The sequence below is a fragment of the Priestia taiwanensis genome, assembly GCF_014638355.1.
GTDB classification, from domain to species: Bacteria; Bacillota; Bacilli; order Bacillales; family Bacillaceae_G; genus Priestia_D; species Priestia_D taiwanensis.
In genome coordinates this window covers 1,997,714-2,022,406 of sequence record NZ_BMFK01000001.1, presented here as the reverse complement: position 1 = coordinate 2,022,406, position 24,693 = coordinate 1,997,714, and the positions used below count along the sequence as shown (strand labels likewise).

At 38.6% G+C, this 24,693-nt stretch carries 29 protein-coding genes, 1 pseudogene and 2 riboswitches; of the genes and pseudogenes, 16 read left to right on the top strand and 14 right to left on the bottom strand.

All coding sequences use genetic code 11. The features are described 5' to 3' along the window. Positions 1–4 precede the first annotated feature (4 nt). Both cobA and IEV41_RS10510 read left to right on the top strand, forming a co-directional pair. Positions 5–775, top strand: a complete 771-nt coding sequence (gene cobA, locus IEV41_RS10515; RefSeq protein ID WP_188388337.1) for a uroporphyrinogen-III C-methyltransferase — start codon at positions 5–7, stop codon at positions 773–775. Then, a complete protein-coding gene (locus IEV41_RS10510) occupies positions 776–1,534 on the top strand; it encodes a sirohydrochlorin chelatase (protein ID WP_188388336.1) in 759 nt (252 codons plus the stop codon). 121 nt (positions 1,535–1,655) lie between these two features. Here IEV41_RS10510 and IEV41_RS10505 read toward each other — a convergent pair whose 3' ends face one another. Beyond that, complete coding sequence (locus tag IEV41_RS10505) at positions 1,656–2,414, bottom strand: class I SAM-dependent methyltransferase (RefSeq protein ID WP_188388335.1); 759 nt, start codon at positions 2,412–2,414, stop codon at positions 1,656–1,658. Positions 2,415–2,599: 185 nt separating this feature from the next. Between IEV41_RS10505 and IEV41_RS10500 the strand changes: the two genes are divergently transcribed. Then, positions 2,600–2,770: a hypothetical protein gene (locus IEV41_RS10500; RefSeq protein WP_188388334.1), complete on the top strand. Its 171-nt coding sequence runs from the start codon at positions 2,600–2,602 to the stop codon at positions 2,768–2,770. Between the two features lie 372 nt (positions 2,771–3,142). Beyond that, a complete protein-coding gene (locus IEV41_RS10495; protein WP_188388333.1) occupies positions 3,143–4,144 on the top strand; it encodes a cytochrome d ubiquinol oxidase subunit II in 1,002 nt (333 codons plus the stop codon). 26 nt (positions 4,145–4,170) lie between these two features. Here IEV41_RS10495 and IEV41_RS10490 read toward each other — a convergent pair whose 3' ends face one another. Next, complete coding sequence (locus IEV41_RS10490) at positions 4,171–4,932, bottom strand: formate/nitrite transporter family protein (RefSeq protein ID WP_188388332.1); 762 nt, start codon at positions 4,930–4,932, stop codon at positions 4,171–4,173. A gap of 148 nt (positions 4,933–5,080) precedes the next feature. Between IEV41_RS10490 and IEV41_RS10485 the strand changes: the two genes are divergently transcribed. From IEV41_RS10485 to IEV41_RS10470, 4 genes and pseudogenes are all read left to right on the top strand, one after another. Further along, positions 5,081–5,386, top strand: coding sequence for a cyclic-phosphate processing receiver domain-containing protein (locus IEV41_RS10485; RefSeq protein ID WP_188388331.1), 306 nt, complete (start codon positions 5,081–5,083; stop codon positions 5,384–5,386). 48 nt (positions 5,387–5,434) lie between these two features. Next, positions 5,435–5,716 carry a hypothetical protein gene (locus IEV41_RS10480; protein WP_188388330.1) on the top strand — a complete coding sequence of 94 codons (282 nt, stop codon included), beginning with the start codon at positions 5,435–5,437 and terminating at the stop codon, positions 5,714–5,716. 87 nt (positions 5,717–5,803) lie between these two features. Continuing rightward, positions 5,804–6,136, top strand: a pseudogene (locus IEV41_RS20005) (ASCH domain-containing protein); the annotation flags it as partial. Between the two features lie 785 nt (positions 6,137–6,921). Beyond that, complete coding sequence (locus IEV41_RS10470) at positions 6,922–7,215, top strand: hypothetical protein (protein ID WP_188388328.1); 294 nt, start codon at positions 6,922–6,924, stop codon at positions 7,213–7,215. Between the two features lie 219 nt (positions 7,216–7,434). On the opposite strand, the gene IEV41_RS10465 is transcribed toward IEV41_RS10470, so the two are convergent. The 8 genes from IEV41_RS10465 to phaQ all read right to left on the bottom strand — a co-directional run bounded on the left by IEV41_RS10465 (position 7,435) and on the right by phaQ (position 14,125). Continuing rightward, the gene (locus IEV41_RS10465; RefSeq protein WP_188388327.1) at positions 7,435–8,238 is read right to left on the bottom strand and encodes a TerC family protein; all 804 of its coding nucleotides are present in this window, start codon (positions 8,236–8,238) and stop codon (positions 7,435–7,437) included. Positions 8,239–8,290: 52 nt separating this feature from the next. Then, positions 8,291–8,454, bottom strand: a riboswitch (yybP-ykoY riboswitch). Between the two features lie 56 nt (positions 8,455–8,510). Next, positions 8,511–9,830, bottom strand: a complete 1,320-nt coding sequence (locus IEV41_RS10460) for a TrkH family potassium uptake protein (RefSeq protein ID WP_188388754.1) — start codon at positions 9,828–9,830, stop codon at positions 8,511–8,513. 441 nt (positions 9,831–10,271) lie between these two features. Then, on the bottom strand, positions 10,272–11,075 hold the full coding sequence (locus IEV41_RS10455) for a TerC family protein (RefSeq protein WP_188388326.1): 804 nt from the start codon (positions 11,073–11,075) through the stop codon (positions 10,272–10,274). A gap of 49 nt (positions 11,076–11,124) precedes the next feature. After that, positions 11,125–11,292: riboswitch (yybP-ykoY riboswitch) on the bottom strand. A 110-nt stretch (positions 11,293–11,402) separates the two neighbouring features. Then, complete coding sequence (locus tag IEV41_RS10450) at positions 11,403–12,158, bottom strand: DUF8817 family protein (protein ID WP_188388325.1); 756 nt, start codon at positions 12,156–12,158, stop codon at positions 11,403–11,405. A 169-nt stretch (positions 12,159–12,327) separates the two neighbouring features. Then, complete coding sequence (locus tag IEV41_RS10445; protein WP_188388324.1) at positions 12,328–12,516, bottom strand: alpha/beta-type small acid-soluble spore protein; 189 nt, start codon at positions 12,514–12,516, stop codon at positions 12,328–12,330. Positions 12,517–12,633: 117 nt separating this feature from the next. Beyond that, the gene (locus IEV41_RS10440) at positions 12,634–13,077 is read right to left on the bottom strand and encodes a MaoC family dehydratase (protein WP_188388323.1); all 444 of its coding nucleotides are present in this window, start codon (positions 13,075–13,077) and stop codon (positions 12,634–12,636) included. A gap of 50 nt (positions 13,078–13,127) precedes the next feature. Further along, positions 13,128–13,652, bottom strand: a complete 525-nt coding sequence (gene phaP, locus IEV41_RS10435) for a polyhydroxyalkanoic acid inclusion protein PhaP (protein ID WP_188388322.1) — start codon at positions 13,650–13,652, stop codon at positions 13,128–13,130. Between the two features lie 44 nt (positions 13,653–13,696). Further along, the gene (gene phaQ, locus IEV41_RS10430; RefSeq protein WP_188388321.1) at positions 13,697–14,125 is read right to left on the bottom strand and encodes a poly-beta-hydroxybutyrate-responsive repressor; all 429 of its coding nucleotides are present in this window, start codon (positions 14,123–14,125) and stop codon (positions 13,697–13,699) included. A gap of 195 nt (positions 14,126–14,320) precedes the next feature. On the opposite strand from phaQ, the gene phaR reads away from it, so the two are divergent. The 5 genes from phaR (at position 14,321) to IEV41_RS10405 (ending at position 19,497) form a co-directional block, all read left to right on the top strand. Beyond that, the gene (gene phaR / locus IEV41_RS10425) at positions 14,321–14,824 is read left to right on the top strand and encodes a polyhydroxyalkanoic acid synthase subunit PhaR (RefSeq protein WP_188388320.1); all 504 of its coding nucleotides are present in this window, start codon (positions 14,321–14,323) and stop codon (positions 14,822–14,824) included. A gap of 24 nt (positions 14,825–14,848) precedes the next feature. Continuing rightward, positions 14,849–15,592: a 3-oxoacyl-ACP reductase gene (locus IEV41_RS10420; protein WP_188388319.1), complete on the top strand. Its 744-nt coding sequence runs from the start codon at positions 14,849–14,851 to the stop codon at positions 15,590–15,592. Positions 15,593–15,667: 75 nt separating this feature from the next. Next, positions 15,668–16,753: a class III poly(R)-hydroxyalkanoic acid synthase subunit PhaC gene (gene phaC, locus IEV41_RS10415; protein WP_188388318.1), complete on the top strand. Its 1,086-nt coding sequence runs from the start codon at positions 15,668–15,670 to the stop codon at positions 16,751–16,753. A 104-nt stretch (positions 16,754–16,857) separates the two neighbouring features. Then, on the top strand, positions 16,858–18,063 hold the full coding sequence (locus IEV41_RS10410; protein ID WP_188388317.1) for an NAD(P)/FAD-dependent oxidoreductase: 1,206 nt from the start codon (positions 16,858–16,860) through the stop codon (positions 18,061–18,063). Between the two features lie 93 nt (positions 18,064–18,156). After that, a complete protein-coding gene (locus IEV41_RS10405; RefSeq protein WP_188388753.1) occupies positions 18,157–19,497 on the top strand; it encodes a TrkH family potassium uptake protein in 1,341 nt (446 codons plus the stop codon). 55 nt (positions 19,498–19,552) lie between these two features. Here IEV41_RS10405 and IEV41_RS10400 read toward each other — a convergent pair whose 3' ends face one another. Continuing rightward, a complete protein-coding gene (locus IEV41_RS10400) occupies positions 19,553–19,891 on the bottom strand; it encodes a DUF3905 domain-containing protein (RefSeq protein WP_229722188.1) in 339 nt (112 codons plus the stop codon). A 64-nt stretch (positions 19,892–19,955) separates the two neighbouring features. Here IEV41_RS10400 and ykzP point away from each other — a divergent pair, with 64 nt between their 5' ends. Further along, positions 19,956–20,111 carry a protein YkzP gene (ykzP, locus tag IEV41_RS10395; protein ID WP_188388315.1) on the top strand — a complete coding sequence of 52 codons (156 nt, stop codon included), beginning with the start codon at positions 19,956–19,958 and terminating at the stop codon, positions 20,109–20,111. 22 nt (positions 20,112–20,133) lie between these two features. Here the strand turns inward: ykzP and IEV41_RS10390 are convergent, their stop codons facing one another. Then, positions 20,134–20,385 (bottom strand): hypothetical protein, encoded by a 252-nt coding sequence (locus IEV41_RS10390; RefSeq protein ID WP_188388314.1) that lies wholly within the window; start codon positions 20,383–20,385, stop codon positions 20,134–20,136. A 155-nt stretch (positions 20,386–20,540) separates the two neighbouring features. Next, the gene (locus tag IEV41_RS10385; RefSeq protein WP_188388313.1) at positions 20,541–22,298 is read right to left on the bottom strand and encodes a B12-binding domain-containing radical SAM protein; all 1,758 of its coding nucleotides are present in this window, start codon (positions 22,296–22,298) and stop codon (positions 20,541–20,543) included. 528 nt (positions 22,299–22,826) lie between these two features. Here IEV41_RS10385 and mtnB point away from each other — a divergent pair. Then, on the top strand, positions 22,827–23,465 hold the full coding sequence (gene mtnB, locus IEV41_RS10380) for a methylthioribulose 1-phosphate dehydratase (protein ID WP_188388312.1): 639 nt from the start codon (positions 22,827–22,829) through the stop codon (positions 23,463–23,465). Between the two features lie 24 nt (positions 23,466–23,489). On the opposite strand, the gene IEV41_RS10375 is transcribed toward mtnB, so the two are convergent. After that, positions 23,490–24,272, bottom strand: a complete 783-nt coding sequence (locus IEV41_RS10375) for a divergent polysaccharide deacetylase family protein (RefSeq protein ID WP_188388311.1) — start codon at positions 24,270–24,272, stop codon at positions 23,490–23,492. A gap of 221 nt (positions 24,273–24,493) precedes the next feature. Between IEV41_RS10375 and IEV41_RS10370 the strand changes: the two genes are divergently transcribed. Next, on the top strand, positions 24,494–24,685 hold the full coding sequence (locus IEV41_RS10370) for an aspartyl-phosphate phosphatase Spo0E family protein (protein ID WP_188388310.1): 192 nt from the start codon (positions 24,494–24,496) through the stop codon (positions 24,683–24,685). Positions 24,686–24,693 lie beyond the last annotated feature (8 nt).

Sequence of the window (24,693 nt, the reverse complement as noted above, 5' to 3'; positions counted from 1 at the left end):
ACGGATGGGGAAGGTATATTTAGTAGGGGCAGGACCGGGTGATCCAGAGTTAATTACGGTGAAGGGACTAACGTGTATTCAGCAAGCAGATGTCATCTTATACGATCGTTTAGTGAATGAACAATTGTTATCGCATGCGAAAGAAGGAGCGGACTTGATTTACTGTGGTAAGTTGCCAAACTATCACACGATGCAACAAGAAACAATTAATCATTTCCTTATGAAACATGCGAAAAAAGGAAAGGTCGTTGTTCGTTTAAAGGGTGGGGATCCATTCATCTTCGGTCGTGGTGGCGAGGAAGCAGAGAGCTTAGCGAAGCACAATATTCCGTTTGAAATCGTACCTGGCATCACATCGGGCATTGCAGCACCTGCCTATGCTGGTATACCAGTAACCCACCGCGACCTTAGTGCGAGCTTTGCTGTTGTAACAGGTCATCGCCGTAAAGGAAAAGAAGATACGACGAACTGGGAAGCACTCGCATCTGGCGTGGATACACTCGCTATTTATATGGGAGTTAGCAATTTGCCGTATATCGTTGACCAATTAACGAAATACGGTAAGCACCCACAAACACCAGTTGCGCTTATTCAGTGGGGCACATTAGATGACCAACGCACGGTAACAGGAACACTTGCGACTATTGTGCAAGTAGTAGCGGAAAATGAGGTAACGAATCCAAGTATGATTGTCGTTGGGGAAGTTGTAAATCTTCGTGAAAAGTTACAATGGTATGAAGCGAAGGAACTTGTTCGGATGAGCGAGGCGTTATAAATGGAAGCAGTCTTATTCGTCTGCCACGGCAGCCGTGTGAAAAAAGCATGTGAACAAGCAAAATCATTTGTTGAAACGAGTATTGCTTCTATGGGGCATGTGCCGATTAAAGAAATATGCTTTCTTGAACTAGCCGAGCCATCGATTGAACAAGGTGTAGCGGCATGTGTAAGGCAAGGCGCAACAAGTATTGCTGTTGTTCCTGTCTTGCTTTTAACAGCTGTTCACGCAAAGAAAGATATTCCAGAGGAACTACATCACGTATGGCGGAAGTATCAACAGATTACGATGACATATGGCCGACCATTTGGTGTACACGAAACGATTATTCCAATTTTAGAGGAACGTATTCATGCAGAAACTGTGCCGCCCGAAGGTGCGACTGTTTTATTAGTAGGGCGAGGTAGTAGTGATGCAGACGTGAAGCATGATTTAGAAGAGATTGCATGGATGCTCGAGAAATATGGTATGTATACACGTGTTGATACGTGCTACTTAGCAGCAGCGACACCGCGCTTTGAAGAGAAATTAGCAGAACTCGTAAGCACGGAGAAACATGTCATTGTCGTCCCGTATTTATTATTTACTGGTTTACTTATGAACGGGATGGAACGCGAAGTACGTCAATACGAGAATGTCACGTTATGTCAGTATTTAGGCTATCACCCTGCATTACAGCAGATTTTGATTGATAGAGCAGAAGAAGCGAGAAATGGCTTGTATCGAATGGAGGAAGAAGGATTAGTGAAACACTCGTGAATACGAGTGTTTTTCTTTTTATATACTGTTTCGAGTGATAAAGCTTGAAATGGACTGCAAAGTATCAAGGAGAATAACAAGATAAGAAGCTGTTGCAATCTCAATGCAACAGCTTCCAATTTTATTTTCGTACGGCTTCATATGTTATTATTTGATCCCCACGTGACGGTTCTTGTCCATATATGTAATCAGCAGAGCATGTAATATTGGTGAAGCCTACTTTCTTAAGAATGAGTTTGAATTCTTCTATTCCATACCATCGAAGTGCAAAGCGTTGTAATTCTGTTTGGACTAATGATCCATCGCACCATTTTTCATACTTCAAGTAAGACACAGTCCGTTGATGGAGCCAGTCCATTTCAATTGATTTATTTTCTAGTATAATTCCGTCTCCATTTGGTAATTGGTAAGTGGATGTTGTGATGTCTCCGGTCTTCCAGTCGTACGGTAAGAGAAGATCTACTAATAAACGTCCACCTGGCGCGAGATGTGTATGAAAACATTGCAGTGCATCGAGTGCTTCTTCATATGTATCAAGTAAACAGAAAGACCCAGTCGGAACAATAATTGCTTCATAGTGAAATGGTAATGAGAAGTGTTGTAGAGTTGCTTCATATAAATGAGGGGTTAATCCCCGTTTTTCACAGCGTGTACGACAAGAAGTTAACATTTCAGAAGAGGAATCGATACCATCAACTGTATAGCCTGCTTCAAGGAGTGGAATCATCATGCGACCAGAACCAACCGCAGCCTCTAATACACGACCTTCGCATCCAGCTAGGCGTTCCTTGTAATATTCGATGTCGCCACCCAACGAATGTCCTACAGGCTTAGTTAAATCATAAATTTCGGTACAAAGTGTACTATAAGAACGAAACATATATGTATTACCTCCAATTTGTTATTTATACAAAGATGCTTTGTAGCTCTTGAGATGATCTATAGTATATATTTCAGAAAAAAATGAATATTCCTTGTCGATTTTAAAATATTGCACTAAGTATTTTTTCATTCTGTTATAATGGTGGAAAGTTTAGAAGGGATATGAGGGGTATATTCATCTTAATGAATAGAACGAATGCTTGTTGTATTTATAGTAGTAATTCTTATTGTTGTGTATACAGTGAAATTTGTGGGCAAAATGACTATGTAGAAATCGGTTACTTATTATTTCAAGCAACATCCACAAGTAGAAAGCAAGATAGAAGATATAGATTATACGTATTATTTATTTAAAGAGGTTCAATTGGTAGAGATTACGTTCAAAGACGAGCCGATGGTTACTTAATTTTTATAAGTATGTAAAACGTGATATAATCCTGTCATTTTACTATATTGGAGTAAGTCATATCGATAGGGAGATGGATATGAAAGAGTACGAAGTGAAATATTGTAACAAATCATTTTTGTTTGAACGCAATAAATAAGCAAATCGACACATAACGTTCACATTTATATGAGCTTTATATTTGGCATTTACTTTACACTGTATGTATAGTGGTTATTAGGTTAAAAAAATAAATGATAGCAGGAGTTGTGAAATGGAAATCACGGCTGCTGTTTTTTCTTGTATAAAAACGAGTAAATGGAAAAAGGAGATGCAAAAAGTTGATAGGTCTTGCTGTATTGTGGATATTGTTATACGGCTATGTAATCATTGCGTCGATTGACTTCGGGGCAGGATTTTATGCATATTATGCGAGGTGGCAGAAGAAAGAAGGACGTTTAGTTACATTAATGGGTGATTACTTGTCACCTGTATGGGAAGTGACGAATATTTTCTTCATCTTCTTTATTGTCGGAATTGTGGCATTGTTCCCGGAAACGGTGTATTACTATGGAACAGCACTTCTTATTCCAGGGATTGTGTCATTCGTATTGCTTGCGGTGCGTGGTTCGTTCTATGCGTTTGAGGCGTACGGTTCGAGAGAAAGTAAAAGTTACTTATTTGTGTACGCATTAACGGGGCTACTTATTCCAGCTTCGTTGTCGACAATGTTGACCGTATCAGAAGGTGGCTTTCTTATCGAGGAAGGGACAGAAGTTATTTTTCTAGCAAAGGAATTATTAACGAGCTCCTATTCATGGAGTGTTGTGTTCCTTGCGATTGTTTCCGTACTCTTTATTAGTGCGACGTTTTTAACGTATTATGCATCACGTGCGAATGATAGTGTGTCTCTTGTGACGTTACGAAAGTTTGCGTTGTTCTGGAGTTTGCCGACATTAGTGGCGAGTGGTGGGGTATTTATTGCATTAAAAGGGCATAACCTTCGTCATTACGAGAAAATGTTGGATATGTGGTGGGTCTTTGCAATTTCCTTTTTCTTCTTCCTTATTGCAACGTTCCTTATTTATCAAAAGAAGAAGTACGGTACAGCATTCTTGTGCGTAATGTTCCAATTCTTATTCGCCTTTTTCGGATATGGTATCGGGCATCTTCCGTATATTTTAGAGCCGTTCATTACCGTTGATTCTGCAATAAGCAATAGCATTGCTAACATTGCACTATGCATTATTTTTGTTCTAGGAAGCATTATTATGATTCCACCTTTCTATATGTTAATTAAATCATTCTTCTTTCCGGTGAATCATCTGGAAGAAGAGGTATAAAAAAAGCGAGTACATGTGTACTCGCTTTATTTTTTGCGATTTAAATATCCGTAGAACATGCCGACAAATACCATTCCACCAACAATATTCCCAAGTGTAACAGGAACTAAATTATGGAGTGTTGACGTTACGTCTAGACCATATGTGAAGAAAGCGATGCTAAATAGTCCCATATTTGCGACGGAGTGTTCATACCCGCTTGAGAAAAAGACAAGTACGGTTAAGAAAATCGTGATAATCTTCGCACTTTCACTTTGCATACGAGTCGGTAAGAAACAAGCTAAGCAAACAATCCAGTTACACAAAATAGCACGGAAAAATAGTTGTATTGTATCAGCGGATAATTTGCCATTTACAACGCTATGCAAGAAGTGATTATCTGGGATATTTGCGAAAATACCAGCATAATAGAAGATCACAGCGAATAAAATAGCGCCTATGAAATTACCAATATAGCAGGCAGTCCATATTTTTAGTGTATCTCCAATCGTTGTTTTCTTACGCATTGTAGAGATGGTGAAGTACATCGTATTACTCGTAAATAGTTCTGCATTTCCAAAAATAACAAGAATAAGGGCAATCCCGAAAAATAACGAGTAAACGAAATACGTCGCTTCTGAGCCTGCAGCGTGAAAAGGCTGGGCAAACTTAATGCACATGACGAATACAAAGGCAAGTAATGCACCTGCGAAACTAGCACGTAAAAAATAGTCTAGTGGAGTTTGCTTCAACATATTTTTTTTGTTTTCTGTAATATGTTCAATATACTCAATTGATTTAGCTTCCATAGATGTGAGTCTCCTCTTTCATGAAGTAAATATATCTACTTCAAACATTACGCTCTTGTCTCTATTCTTGCAATTCATCTACTAGAAAGTTACGATTTTCGTAAAGAAATAGTGACAAAATAGACACAATATAGAAAGGAAGAAAAGAATGAATATTTTCATGGATGATACAAGACCAGCCCCGTACAAGTATATGCTCGCCCACACGGTAGAAGAAGCATTGGCATTTATTCGAGCAAATGAAGTGGATATTGTATCCCTCGATTACAACATGGGTTTTCGTAGATTGAATGGATTTGATTTCGTAGAGATGTTTTGTAAGGAAGGATTATATGTGAAAGAAATTCATCTTCATAGTGATGATGTGATTGGTGTGATGAAGATGAAGGAACGATTATGTGTTGCGAAGGAGAATGGGCAAATAGATAGGAGAATTGTAGTGAGAAGAGTATGAATATATGGTAGAATATTCATACAATTTGTTTTTTTGAAGGGGTATGCAATGGAACATCAGAAACCGCGTGAATGGTATTTGAAAGGCACATTTGTTTTCTTATTTTGTGTGATTTTTTCGGTTATTGGTTTAATCTTTGTATTAATGAACAGAAAGAAATGGACGGAGAGAGAAAGGGTTACATATCTTCTATTCTCGCTACTAACCGTTTCGTTAGAGGTCATCACGACATTCATCACGCGCGATTTCTTGATAGTAAGTACACATTATATTCTTTGTTTGGCTATTGTGCTTATGCATGTTATGCCGATGAAAAATATGGCAAGATAGGACAACCTAGTAATAGGTTGTTTTTTTGTTCAATTTAATTGTCGGAAAATTATGTTTGTATTATCCTGAATGAAGGGAGGGGAAGAAATGAAGCATGCAATGGGGTTATATGAAGAACCATTTGAATCGATAAAGACAGGGAAAAAAGTATATGAAGTACGATTATACGATGAGAAGCGACGAAAAATTAACGTAGGAGATGTCATTGAGTTTACAAGAATTCCTGAGAATGGTGAAACGTTAGAGGTGGAAGTTCTTGAACTATGCCAATACAACACATTTCGAGAGATGTATGAAGCAATCCCATTTTCTTTGTTTGACTGTGAAGGTTGGATGATGGAGGAAATGCTGGACGGAACATACGAGGTGTATACGAAAGAACAAGAGAAGCAGTGGGGGACACTCGCAATTAAGGTGAAACAAAGAACGATAGAAGATATAGCGAGTAACTGGCGTATGTATTGTATAGATAGGAATTTCATTGGTATAGGTTCGACGCGAAAAGTGTACCGAGTAGGTAAGTATGTGGTGAAAATACATAAGCATCCAATTGGCTACAAACAATCACTGAACGAGTTGGAAATATATACGTGGATGGTCGAAGCTGGGCTAAGTGAGCTGTTTGCTAAAACATATTATGTAGATGAGAATATTACAATTCAGCAATATGTTGAACAGCTAGAGCTTCGGAATAATCAATGTTTCGAAATTGATATAGAGAACGATCAGGCATTATTGCCACCTCATTATGAAGAAGTATATCGTATATTAGATGAGAAGTTTGATAGCTTTGATTTAAAAGATAGTAGTAACTATGGATTAGATATACATAACAAGCTTGTTTTCATTGATTATGGCATGACGAAGAAATTATATGAAGATGAGTGGGTGCCGTTAGCTGAGTCAGGTGTGTTGCCGCAAATGGAGCTTACGACCTGTAGCGAGTGCGGTCTGGAAAAAGAAATACGCGTGTACGGAGAGAATGATACGGACAAGCGTTGTTATGCGTGTGGGAAAGAATAAAGAAGTCCGTGGAAATCATTCACTCGTAGTGCCAAAGATGCATTCAGCTTTTGAAAGATAAAAAGAGGATATAATGAGTAATTGGTGTACGTATGAATAAAAAAATATAGTTTGACTGTGGTTGGCTCATTGATGAAGGTTGTAGGTTTTTATATTGATAATGAAAAGTAAGGAGAAAAATCATGACAAAAACTGCATATATAGGTCAATTGATTTTAGGGATTATCTTTTTAATTTATTTCCTTTTCGACACAGGCATTGAAGGGACGTATAGATTTGTAGACTTAAGAGCTCAAGGTATTTTAGAGAATCATTTAACACTCACTACTATTAATGATGATGAAGCAGGCATTCTAGTGGACATTGATAAATTTATTTTTATGTTAGGTATATCTGTGAAGCCTTATATATGTATTTTCATTTTCATCTATTTAATCATTATTTCTGTTCTTTTCATCAAAAAAAGAGATAATTAAATATACAAAGCCTTGTCAGAGTGACAAGGCTTTGTATATTTAAAAAATCCATAGAATTCGCATGTGGCTGTCGGATTACTCAACTTTGCATTTTTTCTAATTGCTTTTGATTTATCCCATGACAATCAAGAAATTTCCTTAGGAGACCTTTTTTCTGCCAGCCAACGTACTTAGCAATTTGAAAAAAGGATGCCAATATTGGCATCCTTTTTATACATATTACATATTTTCAGCTTTTTTTACTTCAGCTTGCTCTTCTACTTTTGTTGTCGGTGATAAGAACCAACCTAGAGCAGCGATTGCTACTAATACGCCGTAGAATGTTAGTTTCCAAGCTAATGAGTGTGAGAAGTCTGCTGGAAGAATACCAACATCTTTATGTGCTAACGTTGCAACAGTTAGCTTAACACCTACCCAACCTACGATAACGAAGGCTGCAGTCTCTAGACCTGGACGTTCTTGTAATAACTTAACGAAGTACGTTGCTGCGAAACGCATGATGATTAATCCGATAATACCACCTGCTAAGATAACCATGAATTGTCCAGCATCTAAGCCACCGATTGTACCGATGTTAAGTGGTGTTACCATTGCCGCAAGGGCAACAGCTGCTAAGATTGAGTCAACCGCGAATGCGATGTCTGCAAGCTCAACTTTGAATACTGTCATCCAGAAACCACTTTTCTTTTTCGAAGTTTCTTCAACTTCTTCGCCTTCTGGCACATCTTTATCTTTCTTCACATATGCTTTGAATAGGTGATTGATAGAAATAAAGATTAAGTATAGAGCTCCAAGTGCTTGCATTTGCCATACGTTTACAAGGAATGAAATTAAGAATAGCGATGCGAATCGGAAGACGAAAGCCCCCATTAACCCGTAAAACAATGCTTTCTTTCTTTGCTCTTCTGGTAAGTGTTTTACCATGATTGCTAGTACTAGGGCGTTATCTGCAGATAATAGACCTTCTAGCGCAACTAGGACAAGAATTACCCAGCCGTATTCCAAAATTAATGAAACATCCATGTTTGTTTCCCCTCTCTTTTGTATAAAGTGTGATACGTAATCCGTCCGTGCCATTACCATAGCAGAGAAAAGAACGCAAAAAAGACCTCTGCCATGAAAAACGGCAAAGGTCTTGCTAGACATCTATGTGCCAACAAAGCCGGTGAACAAATGCTCACGGAATGACGACTTTGTTTCAGGTTCAACAACCTGACGCTACTCCCCTTTGGAAATATTCGATTAAGTATATTTTCATTGTATAGAGATTAGAAATAGTTGTCAATACGTTTTTATCAACCTGTAAGGATTTCTTCGTTTGGATATTTAATCTTTGAATTATCTGGTTTCGCTAACGAGAATACGAGTGTCAGTGGACCTACTTTGCCAAAGAACATCATAAATGTAATGACAAGTTTTCCAATTGCAGATAGCTTCATCGTTAATCCTAACGTTAAACCAACTGTACCGAATGCAGATACGACTTCGAACAAGATGTTTCGAAGTGAAGTATCTTCTGTTATAGATAGGACAAGTACAGAGGCAAAAATAAAAATTAAACTAATGACACAAATGGCAAGTGACTTCAAGACAATTTGATCACGCAATGTTTTTTTGAAGATAACGATGTTCCTCTGACCTTTTAGGAACTTTCCTACACCAAGGAAAATAACAAGGAATGTTGTTAGCTTGATACCACCACCAGTTGAGCCACTTCCAGCACCGATAAACATAAATAAGACCATGACTAATACGGTTGCACTTTCAATATTAGCTAAATCAATCGTATTAAAACCTGCTGTACGAAGTGACGTGGCTTGGAAATAAGCTGCAAACCATTGTTCAACAGTTGATAATGGGCCAAGCGTATATTGATTATTGTATTCTAAGAAAAAGATAGTTAGCATTCCGATAATGTTCATTGCAAGTGTCCCGATAATCATTAGACGTGAATGAAGACTTAACTTATGGAACGAACGTCTTTTCCACACATCTACCATTACGGTAAAACCAATTCCACCTAATATAAATAAAGACGAAATAACGAAATTGACAATTGGATTACCGACAAAGTCGATTAAGTTGTTGCTAAATAGAGCGAATCCTGCGTTGTTGAAAGCTGATACGGCATGGAATAAACTGAAATACAAACCTTTTACTAAGCCGAACTGTGGTACCCATACAATAGCAAGTAATAAGGTCGCAATACCTTCAATGATTAGGGCGAATACAAATAGTCTTCGTAATAAGCGAATAATACCACCAACCGATGTTTGGTTAAGTGATTGCTGTAGGATGATACGACTTTGCAAGGAGATTTTCTTCCCTAGCATAATAAAGATGAGTACAGCGAAACTCATCACTCCAATTCCACCAACCTGAATGAGACACATAATGACGACTTGTCCAAAAACGGTGAATGTCGTTGCAGGATCGACAGTGGATAGTCCTGTTACCGTAAGTGCTGACGTTGTTACGAATAAGGAATCTAACCATGAAATTGGTGTCGTTGTCGCAAATGGTAATTTAAGTAACAATGTACCGACTCCCATTAAGGAAAGTAAGCTTATAATAAGCAACTTCGGTGGATCGATTTTTAACATACGAGAACGAATCATTGTGTTATACCTCTTGTTCAAAAGAATGAAGTAAGTATAGCAATATTTTTTTTGAATGTTAATACTTTTTACAAAAACTTCACAAACGACGAAATATGTAAGAAACCGAGCGGACGAATCGCTCGGTTTCTTTATTAGTTATGCCGCTTTTTTTGTGTGTTATGCGGATTGTGTGGACTATTTTTTTACTTACAATGAGTAAATTTAAATGAACATTTTATTAAAAGACGGGAGAATGTACGCACTGCACTCCGAGTGGATGCTTTCCGCGGGCGAGAGCGAGCCTCCTCGGCAAGCCTGTGGGGTCTCACTTCCCTCGCTATTCCCGCAGGAGTCACCACTCTCCGTTCCGTGCATGAAATGTCTGAAAAGTTCTCCACCAAAACTCCAGAGAATTACATCAAAAAGCGAGACGTCAATTTCTCCTGTTTCCGTGTATTATATATTTTGAGCCTTTTGTAAGTTAGTCTGTTCTTCTACTTTCTTAGTAGGTGATAAGAACCAACCTAATATAGCAATGCCAACTAATACTCCGTAAAATGTTAGTTTCCAAGGTAATGAGTGTGAGAAATCTGGGCTAAGTACGCCGATTTTTTCGTGCGCTAAAGTCGCAACAGCTAACTTCACACCTACCCAACCTACGATGACGAAGGCGGCAGTCTCTAGACCAGGACGTTTTTGTAGTAACTGTACGAAATACGTAGCTGCGAAACGCATGATAATTAATCCGATGATTCCACCTGCTAAGATAACCATGAATTGTCCAGAATCTAAACCACCGATTTCACCAATACCAAGAGGTGTTACCATTGCAGCAAGAGCTACAGCTGTTAAGATTGAATCGATCGCGAATGCGATATCTGCAACTTCAACTTTAAATACTGTCATCCAAAAGCCGCTTTTTTTCTTTGGGGATTTCTTACCTGCTTTGTTCTCTAGAGCATGCTTGTTTTTCTTCATATATGCTTTGAAGAGGTGATTAATTGAAATAAAGATTAAGTACAGCGCTCCAATTGCTTGTATTTGCCATACTTTTGCAAGAAATGAAATTAAGAATAGAGATGCGAATCGGAAGACGAAAGCTCCCATTAACCCGTAAAACAATGCTTTCTTTTTTTGTTCTTCTGGTAAGTGTTTTACCATAATTGCTAATACTAATGCGTTATCTGCTGATAATAATCCTTCTAGTGCAACTAGGACAAGAATTACCCAGCCGTATTCCAAAATTAATGAAACATCCATGTTTGTTTCCCCTCTCTTTTGTATAAAGTGCGATACGTAATCCGTCCGTACCATTACCACAGCAGAGAAAAGAACGCAAAAAAGACCTCTGCCATGAAAAACGGCAAAGGTCTTGCTAGACATCTGTTATGTCAACAAAGCCGGTGAACAAGTATTCACGAAATGACGACTTTGTTTCAGGTTTAAGAACCTGACGCTACTCCCCTTTGGAAATATTCGATTAAGTATATGTTTATATTAATAAATAGTGGAAATGTTTGTCAATATTTTTGTGCAGGCTATCTAATAGAGATTAAAAGGAAAGGTGAGATGTATGTGATCGAATTATCAGATAAGTTCTTGTTTCAATGCAATAAACCTGTCTATTTCATCCGTTAATATCTTCATTTCTTCTTCTGTTAACTCAATAGTCTCAATATCGGCTAGTTTTGATGTTGCTTTTTTTAGTTGGCCGAGCGTGTACAAGACGTCGAGTTCCAGTACGCTTGCTTTGTATCGTAACTCATTTGAAATACCGTCGCTATGTTTAATAAATGCGTATTCTAATACGTTTTTGGCAGCACGGAAATCTTCTTTTGAATAGGCGAATCGATATGCTTGTTTATACTTTTTTTCAAATGTAGAAACACCTTTTAAGCTCTCTTCTTCTGCTTGCATCATTGATGTTGAATCTCCAAGAGGTTGCCCAATGATTAATGTATTTCCACTTGGATCGGTGACGTTGATTCGTCTATCTTCCGCTGTTTGATTTACTCTAGAAAAGCGGGGTAAGCCACGTGTAGGGATTTTTCCGTAGTAGCTTTTCAAATTAGTTTTTAATTCGTTATAGACTTCCCCTATATTAGGAACAACAATATAGCAGCCTCCAGCTTTATTTTCGGCATCGTAGTTTTTATCGCCGTAAAAACTTATTTCTGCAATGTCATGTTTCACAGAAGCGAATCGATACGGAGCTTTCTGGTAGTAAGTTATCTTAAAGCCAAGTGCCGTATAAAATTCGAGTGTATCATCGATTTCAAACATACAGTTGAAAATAGGTATAATGCGATTTCTTGTGAGTTCTTGCAATTCATTCGTATTCATCGATTTTTCTCCTTTACTTATGTAGTAAAAAGCCGAGCATGCTTGGCCTTGTGCATTTCTAAAGTATAACAAGGATTTTTTTGAATTTCCTATTAAATTTTTTGTGGGAAATTTCTTTTATGATATAAAAAACCCGAGTGAGAGAGTCACTCGGGTTAGCCATGTTTATTTATTTGTGATTGAATTGACTTTGCGCTAAAGCAACAAGACGTTTTGTGATTTCGCCGCCAACAGAACCGTTTGATTTTGCAGCTGTGTCAGAGCCTAAGCTTACACCAAATTCACTTGCGATTTCGTATTTGAATTGTTCTAATGCTGCATCAGCACCTGGAACTAACAATTTGTTACGTGTTGTCATAGTTGTGTTCTCCTTTGTAGTCGATGAACGGGAAGGAAATGTCCTTCCTTGTTCATTATTGTTGCCGGATATGATGTGTGAATACGTAGCAAAAAATAGAAAAGGATAGCCAAATGACTATCCTAATTTCTTAATGCTTGCCGTTCCTTCGACAACGAGTGTGTCATGTTGGTTATAGACGTTTGTTTGCAACGTGACAATCTTCTTATCATCGCGTTTTGTTAGTACTTCAACAACGACGGTAATGGTGTCGTTGATTTTGACAGGTGCTTTGAATGAGACACTTTGGGACAAATAAATGGTGTTTTTTCCAGGTAAGTCGGTGCCAAGAATAGTCGATATATAACTCGATACAAGCATGCCGTGAGCGATGCGTTCTTTGAATATCGTATCTTTTGCGAAATCATCAAGTAAATGAATTGGATTGACGTCACCTGTAAGTGTCGCGAATGTTTGGATATCTTCGTTTGTAATGGTGTGGCTAAACAAAGCCTTATCCCCAACGTGGATGTCCTCATACTTTCGTTCTTGTACTAGGGTTGCTTTGTGTAAAATGTCCATAGGTACCTCCTTTTTGTTCATATTCATATGACCAAAAGGAAAGAAGGTGCTTACTTTTTTCCAGCGTATTGCTTCGTTTGTTCCTCGAATTGTGCTACAAGGTCTTTTTGTGCTTTCTTTACGTCTGTTAAGAACGTATCGAATTGCTTTTGGAATTCTTCACGGTTCTTTTCTTGCTGAGATACCAATTGCTTTAATGTTTCGGTGAATTGTTCTTGGGATTGTGTGAGGGTTGTTGTCATTGTTTTTACTGGTGCGTGTGTTAATTGGTGTAGTTCTTCGAAGTAGTGTAACCATTTTGTATTCCATTCTTCTAGTTGCGTTGAATTTGTATCGCCTGTGAATTGTTTTAGATAGTCAACCATTTGTGTATTGGCTTCTTTAAGTGATTGTTTTGTTTCTTGTTCTAATGCATCGATACCTGTCGCAAGGCGCTTCCAGTTCTCTTGTTGAAGAGATAATGTATCAAGTGTTAATTCCTCTACTTGCTTGCCTGCTGTGTTTAATGCTTTTACTGCGTTGAACCAATTATTCCACATTGTATCGTATACATTTTTTTGTTTTACCGCTGCCATTTTGAAATCCTCCTTGAAATATAAACTATTTATCGTGAATGCAGTTATTCTGCATCATCACCAGATTCAGTTTTGTCTTGATGAGAGAACGGGAACATCACATTTGTGTACATTGTAAAAAACGTTCGTAACATCTTTTGATAATGTTCGAAGGAAGAGACACATGTTTCTAAATATTCTTCTCCGTATTTTGTTAACGAGTAAATACGTTTTGCAGGTCCTCCTTCATTCGTATCCCACGTAGAAGAGATGAGATTATCTTTCTCTAGTTGGCGTAGTGTTCGGTATACATTTCCTTGATCGATAGATGAGAAGCCAAGAGCAGTGAGTTGTTGGATGAGTTTGTATCCGTGTAGACTCCAACCTTTTAAGCTAAGAAGTAGGAACGGAACGAGGAAATTCTTTGGTATTGCACTAGGTGTTTTTTCTTTTTTCTCCGGTGTTGGAGAAGACGATGACTCGTTGTTTGTCATATGTACCACCTCGCAAAAATATAGAAATAAATGTAAAAGGTTCTTACATGTAATTTACACCTAGGTGCGAAAAAAGTCAAATAAAAAATCAGACAATTCCAAATTGTTTATGATACAATATACATGTTATTTCGGTAAAAACTTCCAAAATAACTAAAAGAACGAACCGATTTATGGAGGAGGGAGAAGGAAACTATGTCGAATAATAACACATTAGACCCGTTAAAAATGTGGAAAGAAATGTATGACCAGACAGAGAAGTTCTGGGGGAAAGCAATGAATGAAGCTGTCCATAAGGAAGAATATTCTGCATGGATGGGAAGCGTCTTGGAGATGAATTTGTTTCATCAGAAGATGATGACAGATATGACGAGAAGCTATTTAGAAAAAGTGAATATCCCATCGAAAGAAGACATTGCAAGCGTTGCCTCATTAATCGTCAACTTAGAAGCAAAAGTAGACGCACTAGAAGAGCTCATAGAAGAGAAGCTCGACGAACTTGGACAAGTTGGAATTACGAAGAGCAGTCTTACACGACTAAAGAATGATGTGAAAGCAGTTGACGGGAAGGTCGAACTAATCTCTTCCACTCTGCAAGCACACGGAGAATTACTAGAGAAATTACAACACGTTCAACCTCAACAAATACCTACACAATCCGCACAAGAACAAACAAAATCAAAAAAAGAAGATAAATAATAAAATATAGGGGGAGAAATGAACATGGCACACTTAGATGGAAAAGTAGCAATTATTACAGGTGGCGCAAAAGGAATTGGAAAAGCGATTACAGAATCATTAGCAAAAGAAGGCGTAAAAGTCGTAATTAACTATAACAGTAGCGCTGCGGCAGCAGATGAAGTAGTGAAATCATTAACAGAACAAGGATATGATGCACTTGCTGTACAAGCAGATGTTTCAATCGTAGAAGAAGCAAAGCGTCTAGTAGAAGAAACAGTAGCGAAGTATGGACGCTTAGATATTCTCGTGAACAATGCTGGTATTACACGTGACCGTACGTTCAAGAAACTAGGCAAAGAAGACTGGGACCGTGTTATTGATGTGAATTTAAATAGTGTCTATAACATGACATCTGCTTCATTATCGCACTTATTAGAGTCTGATAATGGCCGTGTTATTTCTATTTCCTCGATTATTGGTCAAGCGGGTGGATTCGGACAGACGAACTATTCAGCAGCGAAAGCAGGAATGGTTGGCTTTACGAAGTCATTGGCGCTTGAGTTAGCTCGTACAAATGTAACGGTAAATGCAATTTGCCCAGGATTCATCTATACAGATATGGTAGCGGAAATTCCAGATAACGTGAAAGAACAAATCGTGTCGAAAATTCCGAAGAAGCGTTTCGGTACAGTAGATGAAATCGCAAAAGGCGTTCTGTATTTATGCCGTGACGGAGAGTATATTACAGGGCAACAATTAAATATTAATGGCGGATTATACATGTAACACACCTATATGCTCTTTACATATAGTGGGGTATAGATTCAAATAAAGCATGCGTAAGAGAGAGGAGTGCCTAGCGTGACGAATGTACTGAAAGAGTGGGAAAGTCAGTTAGATACGTTGCCTGAAGGTGTGAAGAGTGCGTGGAATCGTTACAAACGTGCATCGGAAGTGTTGCTAAAAGACGCAGAGCCACTCGTTGGTCAAACGCCAAAAGAAGTAGTATGGACGAAGAATAAAACGAAGTTATATCGATATGTGCCAAAGCAAGAGAAAGTGCATCCTGTACCAATTTTGCTTGTATACGCGCTTATTAATAAGCCATACATTTTAGATTTAACACCAGGCAATAGCCTTGTGGAGTATCTAGTGGATAAAGGGTTTGACGTGTACTTATTAGACTGGGGTACACCGGGACTTGAAGACCGTCACCTGAAATTTGATGACTTTGTTTTAGATTACATTGCGAAAGCAGTAAAGAAAATGTTGAAGAAGTCACAAGCGGAAGAGTTCTCGATGCTCGGCTACTGCATGGGCGGAACGTTGACGTCTATTTATGCAGCACTTCATCCAGAGGTGCCACTTAAGAACTTAATCTTTATGACGAGTCCGTTTGATTTTTCAGAAACAGGATTATACGGTTCATTTTTGAAAGAGGAATATTTCAATCTAGATAAGGCGGTTGATACGCTTGGGAACATTCCGCCAGATATGATTGATTTCGGAAACAAGATGTTAAAGCCATTGACGAACTTTGCAGGCCCGTATGTGTCCTTGTTAGATCGTTCGGATAACCAAAAGTTCGTGACGAGCTGGCAGCTTATGCAGAAGTGGGTAGCGGATGGTATTCCGTTCCCAGGTGAGGCGTATCGTCAATGGATCCGTGAGTTTTATCATAAGAATAAGCTTGTAAAAGGTGAGCTTATGATTCGTGGTCGTCGTGTAGATCTCAAGAATATTAAAGCGAATGTGCTTAATATTGCTGCTGAGCGTGATCATATCGCGATGCCATGCCAAGTAGAAGGATTGCTTCCACACATTTCAAGTAAAGATAAGCAATATGTATGTTTGCCAACTGGTCACGTATCTGTTGTGTTCGGTGGTGCGTCGCTGAAATTGACGTATCCAACAATCGGTACGTGGTTAGAAGAGCGTTCGAAATAATCGTTAAGCCGTCCATTCATGCGGAATGGACGGCTTTTTTCGGTTGAAAAAGAACCCTTTGTCTCATACTAACTGTACAGATGAATAGAAGGGGTTTTTTCGGAATGAACTTACACACTGGGAAGTTATTTTGGCCACATACATATGCAGAAAAGGTGTATCCACCGCTGGAAGAGGATGTTAGTTGTGATGTGCTTATTATTGGCGGAGGTGCATGTGGGGCACATTGTGCATATTTTCTTGGTTTAGCAGGTATCTCTACAGTTCTAGTAGAGAAGCGGGGTATTGGTGGTGGGAGCACGAGTGCGAATACAGGCTTGTTACAGTTTTGCAACGATAAGACGCTAACATCCTTCATTCATACATTAGGAGAAGAAAAAGCGGTGCGGTTCTATACGTTATGTAAGCAAGCAGTTGATCAATTAGGAGAGATAACAGCAACGCTTCCTGTTTACCCTGATTTTGTACGAAGAGGTAGCTTATATGTTGCAAGTAGAGAAGCGGATGTCCCTGCACTACATGAAGAATATATGATGCTCCATAAGCATGGATTTGCGGTCGAGTATATGTTAGATCATCATATTCGTGCAAAGTTTCCGTTCACAAAGTCAGCTGCAATTTATACACATGGGGATGCGGAAGTAAATCCATTCAAACTTGTTCATGGATTGGTCGGAAAAGCAAAGGAACATGGTGTACGTGTATACGGGAATACAGAGATTGTTCATCATATACAAACGGAAGAAGGGCTTGTTTTTTGGACGAAAGAGAAACGACAAATTCGAGCTAAGCATGCAATCTTTGCACCAGGATATGAAGGGCAAGACATTGTGAAGGATAAAAATGCTGTGTTAACGAGTTCATACGCGGTCGTAACGAATACTATCTCAAATATGGACAGTTGGTATGAGCGGTGTTTAATATGGGAGACGGCTCGTCCGTATTTGTATATGCGCACCACAGTTGATAACCGTATTGTTATTGGGGGAAAAGATGAAGTGACCATTATTCCAGAGAAGCGAGATAGCATGCTTATCCATAAGCGTTATGAGTTGATGAGCGAATTACGTATGCTTTTTCCAGCGTATGAGGTGGAGCCAGAATTTTACTGGAGTGCGACGTTTGGAAGCACACATGACGGCTTGCCTATTATCGGGCAGTATGAAGGGTATGAAAATTGTTATTTCCTATACGGATATGGTGGGAATGGGACGATTTATAGCGTCCTTTTTGCACAAATTGTTCGCGATTTAATTACGAAAGGAACTCATCCACACGCAGACCTCTTTTTGAGCACAATGAGAAGGTAATGTGACATTTTGTTGGAAGTTATGTACAATGGATGTATTGTGTTTTTTGTGTAAGAGGTATGAAAAGTTTGGGTGAAAAATGTGAAAAAAAAGATGAAAGAAAAAGTGAAAGTCTTAACGACCGTACAGCTTATTGTCCTATTTTATTTAATAGCGGTAGCAATATCTGTTATGTTGCTAAGCATCCCTGCAGTACATAAGGAAGGTATCGATTTATCTTTCCTAGATATTTTATTCACAGCGGTGAGTGCAATTAGTGTAACCGGGCTAACCGTCATTCCAATTGCTGATTCATTTAATGAATATGGAATCGCAATCTTAGTACTTGCTTTCCAATTTGGTGGCGTTGGTATTATGACGATGGGAACCTTTTTATGGTTAGTAACAAAGCGAAAGATAGGATTAAAAGAGCGTCAATTAATTATGGCGGACCAGAATCAAACAGGTTTAAGTGGTCTTGTTAACTTAATGCGCCAAATCATCATCATTATTATTTCGATTGAGATAATCGGTATTCTTGTTCTTGGTTTCCACTTTATGAGTTATTACAGCACATGGCAAGAAGCGTTCTATCATAGTACGTTCGCATCAATTAGTGCGACGACGAATGCGGGTTTTGATATTACGGGGTCTTCGATGATGCCGTTTAAAGATGATTATTTCGTGCAGAGTGTTATTATGCTACAAGTTATTCTTGGGGCAATCGGTTTCCCAGTATTAGTTGAAATTCGTGCTTTTTGTGCACATAGAGGGAAGAGAGCGTATCAATTCTCGCTTTATACGAAATTAACGACGTCGATTTTCTTCATCTTAGTTATTTTCGGATTTTTATCGACTCTTTTATTGGAGTTTAATCATTTCTTTAAAGATAAAGCGTGGCATGAGATGTTCTTCTATTCGCTATTCCAATCCGTTACAACGAAAAGTAGTGGATTGAGTACAATGGATATTCATGAGTTCTCGACTCCTACGTTGCTTATCATTAGTATTTTAATGTTTATCGGGGCATCACCAAGCTCAGTTGGTGGTGGTATTCGAACGACGACAATTGCGTTAAATATTTTATTCCTGTATAACTTTGCGAAGCGTAACCGTACAGTAAAAGTTTTTAAACGTGAGTTGCATGAAGAAGATATTTTAAAGTCTCTTGTTGTTACGATGATGGGATTCATTCTTTGTTTCACATCCCTATTTATTTTAACCATTACTGAGCCGTTTTCGATCATGGAATTGATTGTTGAAGTGTGTTCGGCGTTTGGAACAACTGGGCTTTCATTAGGAATTACGCCTGAGCTAAGTGCAGTTGGAAAATGTGTCTTAATGGTCTTAATGTTCATTGGTCGCATCGGTATTATGACATTTATTTTCTTATTAAGTAAGGAAGAGCGAAAAGTGAAGTATCGTTATCCAAAAGAGCGCGTTATTATTGGATAATTGCTCGTGAAAAAAGGCTGTCCTCGTGTTGATGAGGCAGCCTTTTTTATAGTTGTTAATCGTTAATGCCACGTTGTGGGTGTGTAAAGATATTTTGTGTATCGACAGTATCTTTTTGTAAAAGTTCTTGGTTCTCTGGCGTAATCCAGCCAATGTCATTTGTTGGATGAACCCATTCATCACCAGCCATAATAGCTGGGTCCACTTCATCACTCCAATGATTCAGTGGAGAATTGGGAGAATTATATTTGCTGTCACCGATGACGACACCGTGTTTGTTTACAAATGGTGGTTCCATTTTCTTTCCCGTTCCTTTGTAAGAAGGGAAGTCAATTTGGTGGGGAAGGGTTTCATCGAGAATCGGTGAATCGATGTTTTCATTTTTTTTCGTCATGGTCTGTCTCCTTTTTTCATAGTATGCCGACCTTTGCAGCATACTACACACGAAGGAGTTGATAATGATGAAGCGTAAAGTGAAACATAATGCGGCAGCGAACAACAATAAGACACCGAAAGAAAGCTTACCCGATACGGAATTTGCGGCACAATATGACGTAGAAGACGTAGCGAAAGCAGCGAACCGTAATAGTAAACAAGGCAAACAAAAAGGATAGAGCGTGCTCTATCCTTTTTGTCTTATTTGCTGAATAAGAAGCTTGTCCCGTTATTTTGTTGGAAAACACCTTTTTTGATAGATGAGTTCTCAATCGTCGTTTGTTCCTCAGCTGTGATTGTGATAGAAGTGTCTTGACCTGCTATTTGTATGCTTTCGCGAATAGTTTGTTCTTCTTTTGTTACGGTGATAGAACGATCTTCACTGAAAGCAGTGTTAACTGGAAGGGCAAGTAATCCTGCGAAACAAAGGCTAAACATCATTTTTTTATTCATAATAAACCTCCTTATTTTCCCATTTTCTTTTCTATCATAGCAGAGACTAGGTGGTATGTCAGTTTGTTTGTTGTATTGTGGTAGAAAGGAATCTTTTTGAAAGAATGCTTATTACTACATGGAAAAACAGAGACCTATAAAAGGCCTCTGTTTTTTTAGAACGCTAATGCGCTAAGTGGTGTTGTATATAACTTACATACGGCTTCTTTCGGATCGAAGTAAGCGAGCATTAATGTTGGTGTTGCAATGATTTCGCCTGTTTTGAAGAATGTGTTGTAGTCAAATGGTAAGAAGTCTAGCATTGTATGCTTGTACACATCTTTCTCCGATAGGCGCTGCTCCGCAAAACTGTCGCCAAGTACGTGTGGATTCTCGATAATCGCTCGGTAGTAAGGAGATAATGTATCCTTTTCGATTGATTGCTCCCACCACGGCTTTCGTGGTTTGTGCTTCTGGTTGCGAAGGTAGTCAATTTTCATTAAGCCTTCAACAACATCTAAGTTCTTAATATTTTGTTCACGTAAGAATACGTGTAGGCGTCTAAATAAGTCTTCTAATTGGTGACCGATGCGCTCCCAGCCTTTATTCATCCAGAATGAACCGAAGTCTTGGAAGAAGTCGAATGGTGTTGGGAAGACGTTATCTACTAAATATTCAATTGTGAAGTCCATACGGTGGTCGTTCCAATACTTCTCTAGTACGTCTTCTACTTCTTTAATGCGAGCGATATCATCGAACGTTAAGACGTTGTTCTTTAAGATTTCATACGGTGAGTGGTCCATATATACATATTGGTGATCTGCCGCGCGTAGACGCAAGCCTGTTCCGCGTAACATCTTTAAGAATCCTAGTTGCAACTCTTCTGGACGAAGGGCAAACACATCATTGAATGTTTGTTTGAATGAGTTGTAGTCTTCTTCTGGAAGTCCAGCAATTAAGTCTAAATGCTGAGCAATTTTACCACCGTCTTTAACCATCGTTACGGTACGTGTTAACTTCTCGAAGTTTTGACGACGTTGAACTAATTCATTTGTTGCATCATTCGTTGATTGCACACCGATTTCGAATCGGAATAGTCCTTCTGGCGCGTTATCATTTAAGAATTGAATAACTTCTGGGCGCATAATATCGGCAGTAATTTCGAACTGGAATACTGTTCCCGGTAAGTGCTCATCGATTAAGAATTGGAACATGTCCATTGCGTAACTACGACTAATATTGAACGTACGGTCGACGAATTTGATGACGCGTGCGCCGTTTGCCATTAAGTAGCGAATATCATCTTTAATACGTTCACGGTTGAAGTAACGAACGCCAACTTCAATAGATGATAAGCAGAATTGGCAATTGAACGGGCAACCACGGCTTGTTTCAATATACGTCACACGCTTTCCTAAGTGTGGAATGTCTTCTTTGAAACGATATGGTGACGGAATCGAATTTAAATCTAGTTTCCCACGCTGTGGGTTAATGATATAGGTATCGTCTTTCTTGAAGGCGATGCCATCTACTTTCTCATAGTTTTGGTCGCCATCGATTGCAGTAAGTAAGTTCTTTACGGAGATTTCCCCTTCACCAACAATGATGAAGTCTACTTCTGGAATGCGATCTAACCAGTCACGTACATCGTAGCTTACTTCTGGTCCGCCAATAACGATGATTAGGTTTGGGTTAATTTTCTTTAACATGCTGATAACTTGAATTGTCTCTTCGATGTTCCAAATATAGCAACTAAATCCGACTACGTCTGGTTTGCGACGGTATAGGTCGGTGACGATATTAATTGCTGGATCTTTAATTGTATACTCAGCTAACTCAATTTCGTATTCTGGTTGTGCATATGCTTTCAAGTAGCGAATCGCTAAGTTCGTGTGAATATACTTTGCATTTAATGTGCTAAATACTACATTCATGGTGATTTTTACCTCTTTTTCTTCTTAAAAATGACAATACTTCATTTTTATTATAGCCGATATAATCCCTCTGTTTATACATTGTGCCGCAATTATTTTTCCTAGCATGTATCAAATTTGCATGTGCGTCATACTATTTACTAACAGAAAAAAAGTTGTGTGTAGGAAAGAAGGGGACATTATGAGGTCTGTGCGGTCTATGAATAAGTTGTATATATATGTCATGTTATTATATAAGTTACACATTATTAATGAAATAGAACGAGATGAGATGTTGCATCAAATGGGAACATCGGTAAGTGGATAGAAGGAAAGCACCTTTTGTAGAATTTTTCTACAAAAGGTGCTTTTGGGCGTGAAAAATGTCTAAATATAGAGGAAAGAATTAGCGTCTAACTTTGTGAAATCGTGTTGACAAAAATATCTCCGCATGTGATAATTCAATTAAATTTTAAGAATTATCAAAAAATTAAAACCCATGTAGAAATACATGTATGGATAACAACAAACTATGCGGGGGTGAAGACAGTGAACCTTTTTTTGAGTAAGTGGAAACAATTAGTAAGTGTGAAGCGTGAGTTATCAATGAGAGACTGGTGTTTAGGTGCAAGCGGTAGTATGTCTGCGAAGATTGCAGAAGATCCACTTCTTTTTCTCATTACAACAGAGGGAACGGATAAGCGCAAGAGATGTGAGGAAGAGTTCACAATTGTGAATGAGTGTGGAGAGAAAGTATTTGAAAGCGACGTGAAGCCACCTGTCGATACAGTTATTCATTCGACCATTTATAGGGAGACAGATGCAATGTGTATCTTGCATGTGCATACAGTTGATAATAATGTTATTTCGGAAGTATACAGAGACGAGGAGGAAGTAGTCTTTTATAACAACGAGATGCTACACGTATTCTCGGAAAGTCAAAGAGGAGAAAATGATAGCGTTTCCATACCTATTGTCGAGAACGATAGCGATTTTTCAAAGTTAGTGGAGCGTTACCTTCCACACATACAAGATGGAATTGGAGCGGTGCTTGTACGTAACCGTGGCTTAACAGTGTGGGGACCAGATGTGATTGAAACAAAGAAGTGGTTGGAAGGATTGGAATTCTTAATGAGCTACCGCGTGAAGCTATTAATGATTCAAGGGGAGAAGAGCTCTGTTGTGTAGAAAAGAGCGTACAAAAAACGTCTACTAGGAGGAAGAGACGTTTTTTGTACGTTTTTTTGTGTGGAGTAACTCGGATACAAAGCATGGATGCGTCGTTTCTTGCAAGCGTGGGATGTATTGTTTCAAGACGGATGATGTATACATACCTGATCTTCCAACGTGTCCAATCGCAATTATCTTGTCCATATTACGCGACTTTGTTAGCAGTAATTCCATTTGACGCGAGACATGGGAATAAGACGGAATATCATCGAGAAACAGTTGATTCTCTATGTATGGAACACCTAACTCTATTGCGACTTTACCAACGACACTTCGGTAATTCGTATGGCTATCGAGGAAAAATAAGCGATGTTCCTTGCATACTTGTAAGACAATGCGCATAACACGTTCATCGGCTGTTGCTTTTGATCCCATGTGGTTGTTCATACCAACTGCATGTGGAACGCTTTTGATAGCTGCTGTCACGCGCTTGCGAATTTCTTCGTCGGATAAGTTTGTTGTAATTGGATTTGGTCCGAGCCAGCTTTGTTTGCCGCTCTTTGGTTCCATCGGTAAATGGATAATTATTTGTTTGCCACTTTTGTGGGCACGTATGGCATCTTCTTTTGTTGTAGATAGAAATGGCATAACCGCGACCGTCAAAGGGATTGGGAGTGCTAATATTTCGTCTGTTCCTTTCATGTTGTTACCAAGATCATCAATAACAAGTGCGACGCGATGTTTCGACGTTTCTGCTTGTACAAGTGAAGCTGGTTGTAGCATACATAAAAAAAGTAATAGATAGGAAACGACATGTTTTGTCATATGCTAGCCTCTTTTCTCTAAAATTCACTATACGTAGTATGCGAAAAAACGTGAAAGTTAGTCATAAATAGTGATAAAGGGTGAGGAAAGTACAGCAAAGGAAAAAATGTATAAAAAAAATGTCTATTATTGCGAATGTATTTACAAATGGGTCATTTTTTGCCATAATTTCCAAGTAAGAATGATTAAGAGATGTACTAGAATGGAGAGGGGAAAAACATATGTCAACGACGCTAAAATGGATGGAGAAGGAGTTATTGCAAACCATTTCGTTAAAACGTCAAGAAATGATTCGGGTAGGGGAAAAAACAGGACTGACGTCTGAAGAAACATTACAGATTAGTCAAGAATTAGATGAGGTCATCGTAAAGTATCAAGCAATTAAAACAAGTTCCTTTTTCGCCATTGCATAGAGATAGAG